We start from the raw sequence: 15819 nt of genomic DNA, 5'->3' as shown, positions 1-15819 counted from the left end.
CAGCCCCCAGACACCGGATCAGAAAATGCCCAGCACTGTGCTACCAGTCAACAATGACAATATCAACTTCTTCCGCAACTATAATCGTCTGGTTGGTTTCACCTATATCGCCATCGTCGTGCTGACCATGGGGTTTTTCCTGTTCCAGATACGGCAAAAACACACGGAAGAAATCAAGGTCATACAAGGTCATGTAGACAGACATGGGCAGTTTGTTGAATTCATCTTGCGCTCATCTCTCGATAGCCTGGAAGCCATGCGCATTTCAGCAGCCGATTTCTACGATAGTGCGCCACCCGTATGGAGCGAAGCAGAAACGCATCCCGGACATACTCCTCTGTTCAAAAAACTGGAACAGGAAGCGCAAAGCTTTGATCTCAACAAGGCACCAGAAAAAGATGCCACTGGCAATCTGAATGGTATAGGCAAACTGTCAGGCCGCACACCTGAGTTTTATCTGGATGTGGAAATGGCGCTGAACCTGAACCAGATCTTCCAGGCCATCGCTTTCAATTTGCCAAATGCCAGTGAAAGCCGTTTCATTTCGGTCGATCATTTTTCCAATACCTATCCATGGATGGATTCTGCCAAGCGTCCGCATAGCGACAAGGTATATCAAAGCCAGGCCTGGCTCATGGGCACGCCTGAGAAAAACCCAACCGGTGAAAAGTACTGGGCTCCCGTATATTACGGTGGCACGGCTGCAGGCTTGCTGGTGCCGACTGCGGCCCCCATTTATCATGACGACAAATTCCGCGGCGTGGTCACCATCGATACCAGTCTCGATTATCTGAACCGCATCAATGCTGACTTTGCCTATACGCCTGGCACTGCCTTCCTGGTGGATGCCTATGGCGAAGTGGTTGCCCATCCTGAGGCTCACGCCAATGCCCTGGAAGTGCAAGCGACGCAAAGACTAGAAAAAATCATGCCAGCAGGCATACTCAGAGATGGCAAACGCCTGACCGACATTCCCGCCAATCAGGCAGTCGAGTTGGGTGACTACCTCTTGATACGCCATCCCTTCATTTCAGCACCATGGCAACTGGTATATGTCGTTCCCAAGAACCAGCTCTGGAAAAATCTCTTGTGGGAACGCGGCCCCATCATGCTGCTGGTGATACTGGGTCTGACTTTGCTGATGGTAGTCACTTATTATGTGACCACACGCGAATTCATTTCACCGGCCTCCAAACTGGTGGCACATATCGCGCAAGAAAGCCAGTTCACCCCCGCCCCTATACCGGCAGTACCCGGCAGCTGGAAGCCCTGGTTTGAAACCATCTCGCAAGCCTTCAAGCAAAGCCTGCAACTCGTCAGCATACGCCAGGAACTCGATATTGCTGCCAATATGCAGTTATCGATTTTGCCGCGTCACTGGCCGAATGAGAGAGAATTTTCACTATGGGGCATCATGCGCTCGGCCAAAGAAGTAGGCGGGGATTTTTATGACCACTTCTCGCTAGGCAATGGCAAGATAGGCATAGTTGTAGCCGATGTCAGCGGCAAGGGTGTGCCTGCAGCGCTATTCGGTATGGTATCAAAAACCCTGATACGCGCCACCGCCACCCGCAATGCCAGCGAGCCTGGCGAGATTATCGCCATTGCCAATGACATACTGGCGGAAGACAATGATGAATGCATCTTCGTCACCACCTTTTATGCAGTGCTTGATCCAGCGACTGGCATACTTACCTATGTCAATGGTGGCCACCCACCACCGCTGCTGATACATAGTAATGGCAGCACTGAATTCCTGCCCATGACGGGTGGCAGTGCACTTGGTATCATGGATGGCATATCTTATGCTCAAAAAACCATACAGTTGCAGGCAGGTGATTATGTACTCATGTATACCGATGGCGTGACTGAAGCCTTCAATCCGCAAAATGAAGAATACACGCCAGAGCGCCTGCCACCCCTGTTTGAACACCGCCCGATTGCAGATGTCAATGAAGCAGTCAACCGCACTGTGGCTGATGTAGACCTGCATGCCAATGGCGCAGCACAATCAGATGATATTACCTGTGTCGCCCTGCACTTCCATTTTGTAAAAGACCCTGCAGCCGACAATAAACCACAAGAAGATCAGCAGGCCTCATGATGACATACAAATCCAGCATCTTTAGCCTGGCCTATGCAACAATGCTCAGCACAATATTAATGCCGGGCAGCGTCGTGCAGGCGACCAGCCTGGCAGAAATCAAGCAACGCGGCAAGCTCGTCGTCGGCGTTAAAAAAGACGTGCTGCTATGGGGTTACCAGGATACAGGTAGCGGCAAAATCATAGGCATGGAACCTGATCTGGCACAGAGTATCGCCACTGAGCTGGGTGTGCAACTGGAACTGGTGGGTGTGCTGACGGCTGAGCGCATAGACGCCGTCAAAAGCGGCCAGGTCGATATCCTGATCGCCACCCTGACGGATACCCCGGAGAGGCAAAAAGAACTTAATCTTATCCTGCCGCATTACTATAGCTCAGGCGTCAACCTGCTGACCCGCAAGACTGAAAACCTCAAGGAATGGACAGACTTGAAAAACCGCCGCGTCTGCAGCCGCCGTGGTGCCTTTTATAATCGCCGTGTCACTGTCACCTATGGTGCTGACGTAGTTGCCCTGTATTCGAATGACTGGTCCAAGCAGGCTTTGCACGATGGCCGCTGTGCCGCCCTGGTGTATGACGACACAGCGATAGCCGCCATGTTGCGCGCACCAGAATGGGCGAATGACTTTGTCATGCCTATGACGACCATCTTCACTACGCCCTGGTCGATTGCGATTGCACCCACAGAACGTGGTGGTGAACTGGAAAAATACCTGTCCAAAACCATCATCAACTGGCACAGAAATGGGTATTTGCAGCAAGTCGAAAAATCCTGGTCCATACCGCCATCGCGCTTTCTCGATGACATGCATAAAACCTGGAACAAGAAAGTCGGTCATCAATGGTTATGCGGTGAGAGTATCAGCCCCAGCACACCGAAAGAATGCCTGTGAAAGATGATTTGCCAGCACCTATCCGTGACAATCATCAAATCACCGAGGCGATGACGGATTTGTATGACCGCTATTACACCAGCCATGAATACGAAAAACGTTATCCCAAGCCTAACCAAAGCACCCTGCACTTCCTGTTCGACAATGGTGCAAAAGAAGCAAAAGACATCCTCGATTTTGGTTGTGGCAATGGCCGCTATGCCCTGCCCCTGCTGCAACAGACTAAGGCAAGGCTGACGGCCTATGATATCTCGCATGCCGCGATTGCCGAACTGTCACGTTTTTTAAAAAACCACCCAGATGCAGCACGCATGCGTTTATTCGATGGTGACGCAGAAAAACTCAACGCCCAGGGTGGCTATGACATGATCATGCTGCTGTTTGGGGTACTCAGCCATGTCGGCGACCATACCGCCAGGATAGCCACATTGAGGCAATTGCGCAGCCTGATGCGGCCTGAGGGCAAGCTGGTACTCAGTGTACCCAGCATTTTCCGCCGCCGCCCTTTGGAATTATTTGCCGCTTACTGGCAACGCATGAGAGGCAAGGCACGCGACACACAAAAAGAACCAGGTAATATTTTCTTCACCCGCAATATAGACAAACAGGCGCATCAGTTTTTTTATCACCTGTATTCAGTCGCCAGCTTGCGTGCAGAATTGCAGGAAGCTGGCTTTGCCATTACGGCCCTGTCGCCAGAAAGCCTGTTGCCAGAATGGATGATTACCCAGTCTGATCTCTTGGGCAAGCTTGATGAAGCCCTGCTGCCCTTGCTGCCTGCCGCCCTTGGGTATGGCATACGTGCGGTTGCTGTGCCCACATAAAATTGATACAAAATGACGATGTATCCGAGAAAAATAAAATCCTATTGCCGCCTGCTTTTTTTGCCTCTCATTTTCTTCATGGGCGCAGTTCAGGCTGAGACGCAAACAGCAAAAAACCCCGGCCCCAGTGAAAGGCTGGCACTGATACACGAGCGTGGCGCCATCATCGTCGGTGTCAAAACCGATTACCCACCTTTTGGCATGCTGGACACCAATGGCGTGCCCGAAGGTTTTGAGCATGACCTGGCCGCCGATATCGCAAAACGCCTGGGCGTCCAACTGCGCAAAGTCAGCGTCACTGGTAGTAATCGTCTGCAAAAATTGCAGGAAGGCGTGATAGACCTGGTTGTTGCCACGACCGGCGATACGGCAGAACGTCGCCAGATAGTGACCATGATAGAGCCCAATTACTATGCCTCTGGCGTCACCCTGTTCATGCCACCGACAGCCAATATCAAGGACTGGGCAGATACCCGCGGTCATCCTGTATGCGCGACACAAGGCTCTTACTTCAACCGCATCATGCAACAACGCTACCTGATGGAATTGCAGATGTATAACAATGCCAGAGATGCCAAGCTGGCCGTCAAGGATGGCCGCTGCATAGGCTACTTGTTTGACAATACAGCTGTCATCAATGATCTCGCCAACCCTGAATGGCAGGGCTACAAGGCCCCCTTGCCACCTACCCTGAATACGCCCTGGGCGATGGCCATCAGCAAAGATGAAAAAGGCACGGAGTTTGAAAAAATGCTAGGTGACATAGTCGCAGACTGGCATCGCAGCGGTTTTTTGCAGGAAAGAGAAAAAATCTGGGGCATTCCCCCATCCAGATTCCTGGCCGATACTCACGCACTCTGGAAAAAGAATGAGGACGACAATACCGCCTTTTGCCATCGCATGACAGATGGTAACTGGCGCGCAGAATGTCGTAACCAGGTTTTCCTGACATCAACCGATGTAGGCGGCCTGGCACAACTTGGTTTATGGCTCAATGAAACCACGGGTATCAACCTGACCCTGGTGTATGACAGCTTTGACCGCAGCCAGTTCTTTTATGGCTTGCTGGTCACGCTGGTGCTGACCATCCTGTGCATCACTTGCAGCCTCTTGCTGGGCTGGGCTGGTGCAGTGTCTGCCGAATCCAGCGTGTGCTTATTGTCTGCCAGCGCACGCTTGCTGGGCACAGTGGGCCGCATGACGCCGCCTCTGCTGTGCATGTATTTGCTGCTGTTTGGCGTGGGTGCGATACTCAGTGAAATTGTCGGCATCGCGCTGCCAGCCTTTGGTGTGGTGGTATTTTGTCTCAGCGTGTACACCGGTGCAGGGGTCATGACTGCCTTGCTGGATGCTGCCGCTGCCTACCGTTTGCAGCATGGCGAATTCCGCCTGCGTTTTGCCAACACTTCCCACATCGCCAGGCTGGCCAGCGGCTCAGTCACGGCATCTCTCATCAATGTCTCCAAGGCCACCATGATGGCGTCTGCGGTCGCCGTGCCTGAACTATTGTCAGCCACGACATCCATCATTAATGAACGCGGCAATGTCGGTGTCATGATGAATGCCCTGCTCTTGACCTTTTTGCACATCATCTTTGCTGTGGTGCGTGTCATACGCAAGCTTGAACAAAAAATCCTGGCGAGGGTAGCATGATGGAAACCGCTGAAGTCTTCCAGCATCTGCTGACCTGGACACCCTATCTGCTGGGTGGCTTTGCCATGAATATCTGGATATCCATCGTCGCGATGCTGATAGGTACGGGCATAGGCTGGTTGCTGGCATCCTTGCGCCTGTCCAGCCATGCGCGTCGCGCCAAAATCAGCCTGGTGGCAACTGAATTTTCACGCAGCATACCCACTATCGTGTTCCAGTTTTACCTGGCCTTCATGCTGCCATCCGAAATTTTGCTGCCCTATTTCAAAACCATCATCAGCTTCCCGGTGTGGATCAAGGCGGCACTGGCATTGGCGATCGCCGTCATCGGTTTCACCAGCGATAACCTGACTATCGCCATGGACGAGTGGAAGAAAGGTAACCATCATGCAGCCTTCCTGTTCATCCCCAGCTGGACCAGCTATGCCCTCATCATCGTCATGGCATCCAGCACTGCATCCATCATCGGCGTCAGCGAACTCGTCAGTCGCTGCAATACCGTCATCAATGCGACAGGGAATACGCGGCTGATGCTACCGATTTATTTGTATGCCTGTCTGTTCTTTTTTTGTTTTTGTTATCCGCTGACTTTGTTGATGAAGCGGATTTCAAGACAGTTGAAGTTGCGGTATGGGATGGAGAGTTGAGGTACAGGTAGGTTGGGCAAATTCGTAGGTTGGGCTACGGGGTATCAGCCCAACACTTGGCATCTGCAAACGTATACGTTATTTAAGCGCAGAGTGTTGGGCTGGTGAATCGTAGCCCAACCTACACCGCTTGCCAACCTACGAAGCCGCCCAACGGGATTTCACCCCATCAACTCCAACTCAAATCCGTATGCGTCAACGGCAACTGCCGGACCCGCTTGCCGGTCGCTGCAAAAATCGCATTGCACACCGCCGGTGCCAGCGGCGGAAAAGCCGGTTCACCCAGGCCTGTCACGGGAAAATCCGTCTTCAGGAAATGTGCTTCCACCTTGGTATAACTGTCCTTGATGCGCAGCAGCGGGTATTCATTGAAATTACCCTGCACGACACGGCCATGCTGAATATCCAGCTCAGGATACATCAGGGTACTGATACCATCCAGGACTGAGCCCTGCACCTGATGCTCAGCACCGCTAAGGTTGACGATTTGCAAACCTATATCAGTAACCACAACCACCCTGTCGACCTTGAGTTCTCCCTGCTTGCTGACGGTGACCTCGGCCACCTCGGCAATATAGCCGCGATGGCTGAAATGGAAGGCGATGCCCTGGCCCTGGCCGCGTGGGAATTTCTTTTTACCCCAGCCTGCCTTGACCGCTACTTCGTGCAAGACACGCTTCATACGCCCCACATGATAAGGCTGACCACGCTCACCTGTGCCGGGCACGATCTCTTTATCACCCAGGATATCGAGGCGGAACTCCATAGGGTCACGCCCTGCTGCATGGGCCAGTTCATCAATAAAACTATGGAATACCCAGGCAAACACATTGCTGCCAGGTGCACGCCATGGGCCCATGGGGATATGGCTATCCATCAGCGTCTGTTCCAGCAGGCAGTTTTCCAGCCAGCGACCAGGGAATTCATCGCCGGATAAGCTAGCACCACTACCGGCCTGTAATTGCGGCTTGCCATCCCGCATGACTTGATTGCCAAAGCTGACGAAGTGATTATGCCAAGCCGTGAGCTTGCCCTTCTCATCCAGCCCACCACGCAAGAAGTGGAAACCACCCGCGCGAAAATGATCATGCCGCATATCATCTTCACGCGACCAGGTCAGCTTGACCGGTGCATTGACGCGTCTGGCAATCTCGGCAGCTTCCACAATAAAGTCTGAGCTAAGACGACGGCCAAAACCACCGCCGCTACGGGTGATATGCAGCTTGATTTTTTCCTTGGGCATGGCCAGCACATCGGCCACCAATGCCTGGCCAGATTCTGGCAATTGGGTTGGTGCCCATATTTCAAGACTGCTGTCTTGCGCGTTATATGCAGCTGTGCAATTTTGTGGCTCCATGCTGGCATGTGAGATGAAGGGATAGCTATATGCAGCTTCCACCGTCTTGGCCGCCTTGCTAAAGGCAGCAGCGACATCACCATCCTTGCGCAACATAGTCGTGCCCGGCTGGGTAGATAGTTTTTTCGCCTGCTCAGTAAAGTCTGCCCAACTGGCGTTCGCCCCCTTGCCCTCATCCCATTTTACTTCCAGTAATTTGCGGGCGCTGAAGGCTGCCCAGGTAGTCTCGGCGATGATGGCGACACCGGGCATGAGGCCACGCAGGTTGTCTGTACCCTCAATGACAAAGGCATCCCTGATACCAGGCTGGGCCTTGATATGTTCGAGATTGGCACTGAGGACCTTACCACCAAAGACCGGACATTTTTCATACACGGCATACAACATGCCGGGCAATTTCACGTCGATACCAAACAAGGGCTTGCCAGCAACGATGGATGGATTATCGACCCCGCCTATGCGGGTGCCCAGCAATTTGAATTGCGCAGGGTCTTTCAGTTTGACATCCCTGGCATCTGGCACGGGCAATGTAGCAGCTTTGGCGGCCAGTGCTGCATATGTCAGCTTGCGCTGGCTGGCGGCATGGTGCACGGCACTGTCAGCCGCATGGCATTCAGATGCTGGTACATTCCAGATTTGTGCAGCCGCGCTGACAAGCATGGTACGCGCCGTCGCACCCAGCCTGTGGAATTCATTGTAATTCGTTGGCGTGGAAGTTGAACCACCAGCGCCCTGGCTGCCGTAAGCGGGATTGAGGTCACCCTGGATGATGCGCACATCTTTCCAGCGCACTTCCAGCTCTTCGGCGATCACCATGGGCAAAGAAGTCTTGATGCCCTGGCCTATCTCTGGCTGTTTGGATACCAGGGTCACCGTACCATCGCTGCCTATGCGTATCAGGGCATGCGGGACAAAATCTGTAGTGGCACTCATTGCATTAGCCGCAGGCTTGCTGATCTGTGCCAGCGCACTGTCACCAGCCCCCAGATAAGCCAATACCAAACCACCACCCGTGAATGCCGACATGCGTAAAAAGTCACGGCGAGCCGGGGAGCTGACTTCTGGCTGTGTCGAGCTATTCTCGATCTTGTTCATTTCGCCACCTTCTTCTTGCCGCTCTTGCCATTAGCCAGCTCAGCTGCCCTGTGTATGCCAGCTCTTATGCGGATATAGGTAGCGCAGCGGCACAGATTGCCGCCCATGGCCGCATCAATATCGGCATCAGTAGGATGGGGTTTGTCTTTGAGCAAGGCGGCAGCCGTCATGATCTGGCCTGCCTGGCAATAACCGCATTGCGGCACGTCCAGTTCTTGCCAGGCAGTTTGCAATGGGTGCATGGCCTTGGCATCCAGGCCTTCTATGGTAGTGATCTTTTGTTTGCTGAGGGCAGATACCGGCACCATGCAGGAGCGGGTAGGTGAGCCATTGATATGCACGGTGCAGGCACCGCACTGCCCTACGCCGCAGCCATATTTGGTGCCAACCAGGTTCAAACTGTCACGCAGCGCCCAAAGCAGTGGTGTATCCGGTGCAACATCCACCGCTTGCCCCTTGCCGTTGATATTAAGAGTCTGTTTGCTCATATTGCGTCCATCCCATAATTGGCCGACAAAATACTGGTTAAGGATTCAGTCTGAGCAGAGATTCTACGGCAAAATCACCAGCCCTGAATGCTGAAAAGAATTACGGTCACCACGGCGGTAACTGCGGTAGACATGCTTGCCTTCCACCGTCTTGCTGCACATGGTGCATGGCACGGCATGATCAATCTCGCTGATGCCGATTTCTTGCAAGGCGCGGCGTGCCAACACACTCAAGTCAATGTGACGATAACGCGGGTTAATGGCGCTGGCCTCCAGCTCAGGAAATTGCCGCACAAAATCCGCTGCCAGTTCTTCACTGACTTCAAAGCAGCATGGACCTATATGCGCGCCTATGGCCGCCACCCAGTCTTGCGGCTGCTCACCTTGCGCTGCCAACTCTTGCCACAGCGCTTGCACCACACCACCGACGATGCCGCGCCAGCCCGCATGGGCAGCGGCTATCATCTTGCCGTCCCGCCTGGCCAGCAAGACTGGCACGCAATCTGCAGTGATGACGGTTACGGGTATGCCAGGCAGGCGCGTGAAAAAAGCATCAGCATCGCCACATTGCTGAAATTTTTCAGTCACTTCCACCACGCGCATGCCATGAACCTGCAATTTATTGGGTACGGCATCCCAATACCCGCTCAAAATGGCCGGAACGAAATTGCGGGCATTACCAAAGCTATAGTGTATGCCGGGGACGCTGGAGAGAATGTTGCTATGGTGTTGGCTATGATGGCTTTGATACAAGGCTGGCTCCAGTAAATTCGTTGAGAGCAAGATTTTAGCGAGTTTTTGGTCCGGCATGTGCAACAGGTTTTGCTTTTAAATACCCACTACTGTTTTGTAGTAGCGACTTCAGCCGCGAAGCTTTTATTCAATATCAGGCATATTCAATATTCGCGGCTAAAGCCGCTCCTACCTCTGCGTTGGAACTTAGTGATAAGGAATAAGTCTGATTCCAGAATTCAGCCTTGCAATACCCATAACCCTTAATAATCCTTATTCAGCGAGACTATCATGCAATCAATTGTATTTCCTACCCTGGCCCTGCTCTTTGCCTGCATCAGCCAAGCTCAGGCTGCCAGTGAAACTTTGTACCCTGGCAAAACCTTGTCGCGCATAGCTTTGTTAAAAGAAGGCACGCATCATTATCTGCGTTATTTCAAGGATGGTGACAGCAATACGCCTCTGGACATCTGGTCGCGTGAGTTGCAGATTGTTGAGCGGGATGGTGAGCAACGCATACGTATCCGCCAACGCTGGGATGGTGCGGGCAATCCGGCGGGCAGTCCAGCAACTACCAAGCGTCTGGATTCATGGGCTCAATTCCCCAGCTTCAAACCCATCAGCCACGAACGTATCACCGACAAAGATGGCAAGCATCTGGTTGAAGGCTTTCTGTTTAGCGCCGACAAAATAACCGGCATGAAAGACCTGGCAGAGAATAGTCAGAAAGACTTCCTCATGCCATCGGCTGAGCCCAGCTACAATTTTGAAACCGACCTGGAATTTTTCCAGACCCTGCCGCTAGCGCCGGGTTATGAAACCAGGGTCAATTTCTACCACCCCGGCAGCCCTACTGCACCGACTTACTATACATTCAAAGTAATAGGCGAAGAAAGCATAGCCGGGCCCAATGGTAATGTCGATTGCTGGCTGGTGACCAGTGATTACAACCGCCCCGGATCTGTGGCCAAATTCTGGTTTGCCAAGCAAAGCCAGGTCATGCTGAGACAAGAGGGCAAAATGCCGGATGGGCGTATTCTGGTCAAGACGCTGATAGATTGACGTACTAAAGCAAGCGTTTCGGTCATATATTGAGTCAACTAGTGCCTGTTTCGTAGGAGCGGCTTTAGCCGCGAACATTGACTACCCAGGCTTATCTTGAGACTGGGCAATACCCTTCATCGGAAATTCGCGGCTGAAGCCGCTCCTACAACGACAAGGCAACCTGGCGCTTACCTTGTTCTACCTGCCGCTGTCCCGATGCACTGACCGAACTATCTACCTCGGTCATGCCCCCCATCGCCTCCCACAAAAAAAGCTGTCCATATCCCGCTTTCCACTTTGCAACACAATTCTCATTGACATCCAGTTTTCAATACACTACTGTATTGAAAACAAATCCAATATGGAGACTGCTGATGGTGGAGAGAATCTGGACGCGCAGTTATAGTGCCGGGGTACCGGCAGATATCGACGTGGCGGCGCTGACTTCGATAGGCGAGTATTTTGAGCAAGCCGTCAAGACCTATGGCAAGCGCCGTGCTTTCATCAGCGGCAGCAGTGGTGTCAGCTATACCTATGATGAACTCGATCTGCTGTCACGGCAGTTGGCCAGCTACTTCCAGAATCAGTTGAAGCTGTCCAAGGGGGCACGGGTGGCACTGATGATGCCGAATGTGCTGCAATATCCTGTCTGCCTGTTTGGCCTCTTGCGGGCTGGTTATGTGGTGGTGAATGTCAACCCTATGTACACGCCGCGCGAACTTGAGCATCAGTTAAAGGACAGTGGTGCAGTCGCCATGGTCGTGGTGGAGTTATATGCGCATACGCTGGAAAAGGTGATTGCCAATACCAGCGTCAAACATGTCATCGTCACTGGCCTGGCTGACATGATGCCGCCTGTGAAGCGCATGCTGGGCAATTTCCTGATACGCAAAGTCAAGAAAATGGTGCCGCCCTATAAACTGCCTGGGCATGTCAGTTTTCTGGATGTGCTGGCACAGGGCAAGGTAGCTGACTATCGCACTGTCAGGGTAGAACCCCATGAGCTGGCTTTCCTGCAATATACCGGTGGCACGACGGGGGTATCCAAGGGAGCCATGCTCAGTCACTTGAACATACTCGCCAATGCCAAGCAGGGTGAGTTATGGAGCGCGCCTTTCCTCGACAAGTCGCAAGAGATCACCAGTATCACGGCGATACCGCTTTACCATATCTTTGCCCTGGGTTCCTGTCTGGGCTTTGTTGGCCTGGGTGGCACCAATGTACTGGTGGCTGATCCGCGCAAGATACCTGAATTTGTCAAGATACTGGCAAAGTATCCCTTTGTCTCCTTGCCTGCAGTGAATACCTTGTTCAATGGCCTGCTGAATGACCCTGAATTTGCCAAGGTCGATTTCAGCCAGTTGCGCTTTGCCATAGGTGGTGGCACAGCCGTGCAAAGGCCGGTGGCAGAACGCTGGCAGCAAGTCACCAGCTCACCATTGGTGGAAGGCTATGGCCTGACGGAGTGCTCGCCTTCGGTCACCGTCAATCCTCTGGACATGAAAGAATACAGTGGCAGCATAGGCCTGCCCCTGCCATCTACCTATGTATCAATACGCAATGACAACGGGCAGGAATTGCCGCCCGGGGTAGCGGGTGAATTATGCGTACTGGGCCCGCAAGTCATGCAGGGCTACTGGCAGCGCCCGGACGAAACCGCCAAGGTCATGACAGCCGATGGTTATTTGCGCACTGGCGATGTCGCCATCATGGATGAACAGGGCTTCTTGAAAATCGTCGACAGGATGAAGGATATGATCCTGGTGTCCGGTTTCAATGTCTACCCCAATGAAATTGAAGAAGTCGTCATGATGCATGCTGAGGTCATGGAAGTGGCTGCCGTCGCCAAGGCCGATGCCTATGCGGGTGAGGTCGTGAAAATCTTTGTCGTCAAAAAGAACCCCGCCTTGAATGAAGCAAGCTTACTGGCCCACTGCCGCGAGCATCTGACAGGCTATAAAATCCCCAAAGAAATACGCTTTGTCGCCGAACTGCCCAAGAGTAATGTGGGCAAGATATTGCGCCGTGAATTGCGCAATCTGGACTGAGGAAAAATCATGACTGAACTTGTCGTCCGCCGTTTGCTGATAGACCTGGCCGCCCCTGTACCGGCACGCTGGAATGGCGGCGATGCCTTTCGCTCGGCATTCTTCAATGCGCTGTCGATGAGCTTTCCTGTGGGTGAACAATACTTCATCGATTCTGTTAAAGCTGGCTTGAAGACCTTGCCGGATGCCGCACGCGCAAAGCATGAACAGGAAGTGCGCGGTTTCATAGGGCAAGAGGCAACCCACAGACGCATACACAGCCTTTTCAATGCCCATCTGGAGCAACTGGGCTTTCCCAACATTATAGAAAGACGGGCCTTGCGACGCCTGGAAAAAAATGCCCATCTCGATGTACGCCTGCATCTGGCAGCCACGGCAGCGACTGAACATTTCACCGCCATCCTGGCGAACTGGATGCTGCGTCATCCACATGCCTTGCAGGGCAGTGAAGACAGATTGAAAACCATGTGGTTATGGCATAGTGCAGAAGAATCCGAGCATCGCTGCACCGCCTATGACATCTACCAAGCCGCAGGCGGTGACTATCCCAAACGCATCAAGGTATTTCGCTATATCACCATGGTATTCATGACGGATGTGCTGTACCAGACCATGCGTAATCTCTGGCACGATGGGGCGCTGTTCAAGTTATCCAGTTGGCGCAGTGGCTGGCGTTTTCTGTTTGGCAGGGACGGCATCATCAGTGCCAATCGCCAGGCATGGCGTGATTATCTGGCCCAGGATTTTCATCCCGATCAGCATGATGCCAGCCTGTCTCAGCAATGGCTGGCGGATAATGCTGGGCAATTTGCCGTGGTGGGTTGACCGTACTGAAGTAATAGCGAGCAAGCTCTGCATAAAACACATTTACAAAAAAATCTGGCATGAAATTAAAATCTGCAACTCTGGTAACACTGGGCTTTATTGTCGTCGCCGCTGGCACGCTGTATCTCAATCGCATCAATATCCTGCATTATTCACTGGGCTGGTACACCGATATCAAGCATCCGCGGGAGTCTTACAGGCCAGTGCAGTGGATGGATGGGCCAGCGCAAACCGCAAGTACTAGTCCACGCCTGCCGAATGTCATCATCATCCTGGCAGATGACCTGGGCATCAATGATGTCAGCACCAATGGTGGCGGCTATACCAGGCTAGGGGCAGCAACCCCGAATATTGACTCCATTGCCCGCGATGGTGTCAATTTTGTTGAAGGCTATTCTGGTGCTGCCGTCTGCACGGTATCACGCGCGGCCTTGCTGACTGGCCGTTATCCCTGGCGCTTTGGGGTAGAGTTCACGCCCCTGCCCGGTGCTATGGCCAGGGTAGTGGCAAAGCTCAATACCGAAGCAGACCAACTGCATCCCACCATCCTGAATGAAGAGAGAATCACAGAGATGAAAGACTTTGATGACCTGGGCATGCCAGCGTCTGAAGTCACCATCGCAGAAGTCTTGAAGCAACGCGGCTACCACAATATCCACATCGGAAAATGGCACCTGGGTAGCACTAAAGACATGCGACCAAATAACCAGGGCTTTGATGAAAGCCTGTTCATGGAAAGCGGCCTCTACCTGCCTCAGGACAGTCCTGACGTGGTCAATTCCAAACAGGATTTTGATCCTATCGATAAATTCCTGTGGCCGAACATGCGCTTTGGTGTCAGCTATAACGGTGGAAAATGGTTTGAACCCAACAAATACCTGACCGATTATTTCACTGACGAAGCCGTCACTGCCATCAAGAAAAACCGTCACCGCCCCTTTTTCATGTACCTGGCACACTGGGGTGTACATACGCCGTTACAAGCCAGCAAGGCCGATTACGACGCACTGAGCGGTATCAAAGATCACCGCCAGCGTGTCTACGCCGCCATGGTGCGTTCTATAGACCGCAGCGTAGGCAGGATACTGCAAACCCTGCGCGAACAAGGTCTGGATGACAATACCCTGGTGATCTTCTCCAGCGACAACGGTGCTCCCGGGTATATAGGCCTGCCAGAAGTCAACCGCCCTTACCGTGGCTGGAAACTGACCCATTTCCAGGGCGGCATACGCGTACCCTATATGGCGAAATGGCCAGGCCACATCACGCCTGGCCAACGCTATGCACAATCCGTCTCCAACATCGACATGCTCCCAACCATCGCCGCCGCCACGGGCGCTGCACTACCCACGGGCCGCAGCATAGATGGCGTCAACCTCCTGCCCTTCCTGGGCAGCCAGCCTGCCACACAAGCCCAGCGCCCCCTGTTCTGGCGCGACGGCGACTACCGCGCCGTGCTCTACCAGGGCTGGAAACTGATTTCATCCGAGTTGCCAAAAAAAGACTGGCTATTCAATCTGCAAACCGACCCCACAGAAAAAACCAACCTGGCAGTACTGCAGCCAGAGAAATTGCGTGAGTTAAAGCTCATACTTCAACAACACCACGCCAGCATGCCTGCATCGCTCTGGCCATCCCTGGTCGCCGCCCCTATCTACATAGACAAAACCCTGGACCAGCCGCGTGACAAGAATGATGAGTACACCTACTGGGCAAATTGAAAGCGGGCCTAGAACCTGTGTACGATCTTACTGCGCGAGCGTGATCGGGGCTCATGCGCTGCTCAAAATGCTCATGTACTAGAGTACATTCCGCTTTTTGCGCTGCGTTTTTTGTTACCCTGACCCCGCTGACGCCCGCTCGCTACAGATCGTAAACAGGCTCTTCGTAATAAGGTTCTTTAAAGCGAATGGTTAAGGCTGTTCGCTTTTTTTATGTGTAATACACACGTCAAGTAATAGCACCGGACGTCGCATTACTGCTGTTGCTGTTGCTGTTGCTGTTGCTGTTGCTGTTGCTGTTGCTGTTGCTGTTGCTGTTGCTGTTGCTGTTGCTGTTGCTGTTGCTGTTGCTGTTGCTGTTGCTGTTGCTGTTGCTGTTGCTGTTGCT

The 15819-nt window shown here is 52.9% G+C and carries 12 protein-coding genes; 9 read left to right on the top strand and 3 right to left on the bottom strand.

The genetic code is table 11. The features are described 5' to 3' along the window. The first annotated feature begins 25 nt into the window (after positions 1-25). From ACO0LC_RS21530 to ACO0LC_RS21510, 5 genes are all read left to right on the top strand, one after another. On the top strand, positions 26-2104 hold the full coding sequence (locus ACO0LC_RS21530) for a SpoIIE family protein phosphatase (protein WP_423006933.1): 2079 nt from the start codon (positions 26-28) through the stop codon (positions 2102-2104). Then, entirely contained in the window at positions 2101-2997 is an 897-nt protein-coding gene (locus tag ACO0LC_RS21525) for a transporter substrate-binding domain-containing protein (RefSeq protein ID WP_423006931.1), read from the top strand. The genes ACO0LC_RS21530 and ACO0LC_RS21525 overlap by 4 nt, the downstream gene beginning before the upstream one ends. Further along, on the top strand, positions 2994-3821 hold the full coding sequence (locus ACO0LC_RS21520) for a class I SAM-dependent methyltransferase (RefSeq protein WP_423006929.1): 828 nt from the start codon (positions 2994-2996) through the stop codon (positions 3819-3821). Before ACO0LC_RS21525 ends, ACO0LC_RS21520 begins: the two co-directional genes overlap by 4 nt. A gap of 78 nt (positions 3822-3899) precedes the next feature. Continuing rightward, entirely contained in the window at positions 3900-5474 is a 1575-nt protein-coding gene (locus ACO0LC_RS21515) for a transporter substrate-binding domain-containing protein (protein ID WP_423006927.1), read from the top strand. Further along, positions 5471-6121, top strand: coding sequence for a polar amino acid ABC transporter permease (locus ACO0LC_RS21510; RefSeq protein ID WP_423006925.1), 651 nt, complete (start codon positions 5471-5473; stop codon positions 6119-6121). Before ACO0LC_RS21515 ends, ACO0LC_RS21510 begins: the two co-directional genes overlap by 4 nt. A 169-nt stretch (positions 6122-6290) precedes the next feature. Here the strand turns inward: ACO0LC_RS21510 and ACO0LC_RS21505 are convergent, their stop codons facing one another. The 3 genes from ACO0LC_RS21505 to pgeF form a co-directional block, all read right to left on the bottom strand. Continuing rightward, positions 6291-8573 (bottom strand): molybdopterin cofactor-binding domain-containing protein, encoded by a 2283-nt coding sequence (locus tag ACO0LC_RS21505; protein WP_423006923.1) that lies wholly within the window; start codon positions 8571-8573, stop codon positions 6291-6293. Then, complete coding sequence (locus ACO0LC_RS21500; protein WP_423006921.1) at positions 8570-9061, bottom strand: (2Fe-2S)-binding protein; 492 nt, start codon at positions 9059-9061, stop codon at positions 8570-8572. Before ACO0LC_RS21500 ends, ACO0LC_RS21505 begins: the two co-directional genes overlap by 4 nt. Before the next feature lie 63 nt (positions 9062-9124). Further along, positions 9125-9871: a peptidoglycan editing factor PgeF gene (pgeF, locus tag ACO0LC_RS21495; protein WP_423006919.1), complete on the bottom strand. Its 747-nt coding sequence runs from the start codon at positions 9869-9871 to the stop codon at positions 9125-9127. 213 nt (positions 9872-10084) lie between these two features. Here pgeF and ACO0LC_RS21490 point away from each other — a divergent pair, with 213 nt between their 5' ends. From ACO0LC_RS21490 to ACO0LC_RS21475, 4 genes are all read left to right on the top strand, one after another. Then, a complete protein-coding gene (locus ACO0LC_RS21490; protein WP_423006917.1) occupies positions 10085-10855 on the top strand; it encodes a hypothetical protein in 771 nt (256 codons plus the stop codon). Positions 10856-11214: 359 nt separating this feature from the next. Beyond that, positions 11215-12885 carry an AMP-binding protein gene (locus ACO0LC_RS21485; RefSeq protein ID WP_423007122.1) on the top strand — a complete coding sequence of 557 codons (1671 nt, stop codon included), beginning with the start codon at positions 11215-11217 and terminating at the stop codon, positions 12883-12885. A 9-nt stretch (positions 12886-12894) separates the two neighbouring features. Then, entirely contained in the window at positions 12895-13710 is an 816-nt protein-coding gene (locus tag ACO0LC_RS21480; protein WP_423006915.1) for a metal-dependent hydrolase, read from the top strand. A gap of 59 nt (positions 13711-13769) precedes the next feature. Then, positions 13770-15431 carry a sulfatase-like hydrolase/transferase gene (locus ACO0LC_RS21475; protein WP_423006913.1) on the top strand — a complete coding sequence of 554 codons (1662 nt, stop codon included), beginning with the start codon at positions 13770-13772 and terminating at the stop codon, positions 15429-15431. The last annotated feature ends 388 nt before the right edge of the window (positions 15432-15819 follow it).

This window comes from Undibacterium sp. JH2W (assembly GCF_049340425.1).
GTDB lineage: Bacteria > Pseudomonadota > Gammaproteobacteria > Burkholderiales > Burkholderiaceae_D > Undibacterium.
This window is presented reverse-complemented; position numbering and strand designations above follow the sequence as displayed.

Excerpts from the sequence above, each read along its gene's own strand:
- ACO0LC_RS21525 (WP_423006931.1), top strand. The coding sequence starts at position 2,101 with ATGATGACATACAAATCCAGCATCTTTAGCCTGGCCTATGCAACAATG.
- ACO0LC_RS21490 (WP_423006917.1), top strand. The coding sequence starts at position 10,085 with ATGCAATCAATTGTATTTCCTACCCTGGCCCTGCTCTTTGCCTGCATC.
- ACO0LC_RS21530 (WP_423006933.1), top strand. The coding sequence starts at position 26 with ATGCCCAGCACTGTGCTACCAGTCAACAATGACAATATCAACTTCTTC.
- ACO0LC_RS21510 (WP_423006925.1), top strand. The coding sequence starts at position 5,471 with ATGATGGAAACCGCTGAAGTCTTCCAGCATCTGCTGACCTGGACACCC.
- ACO0LC_RS21505 (WP_423006923.1), bottom strand. The coding sequence starts at position 8,573 with ATGAACAAGATCGAGAATAGCTCGACACAGCCAGAAGTCAGCTCCCCG.
- ACO0LC_RS21500 (WP_423006921.1), bottom strand. The coding sequence starts at position 9,061 with ATGAGCAAACAGACTCTTAATATCAACGGCAAGGGGCAAGCGGTGGAT.
- ACO0LC_RS21480 (WP_423006915.1), top strand. The coding sequence starts at position 12,895 with ATGACTGAACTTGTCGTCCGCCGTTTGCTGATAGACCTGGCCGCCCCT.
- pgeF (WP_423006919.1), bottom strand. The coding sequence starts at position 9,871 with ATGCCGGACCAAAAACTCGCTAAAATCTTGCTCTCAACGAATTTACTG.
- ACO0LC_RS21515 (WP_423006927.1), top strand. The coding sequence starts at position 3,900 with ATGGGCGCAGTTCAGGCTGAGACGCAAACAGCAAAAAACCCCGGCCCC.
- ACO0LC_RS21475 (WP_423006913.1), top strand. The coding sequence starts at position 13,770 with ATGAAATTAAAATCTGCAACTCTGGTAACACTGGGCTTTATTGTCGTC.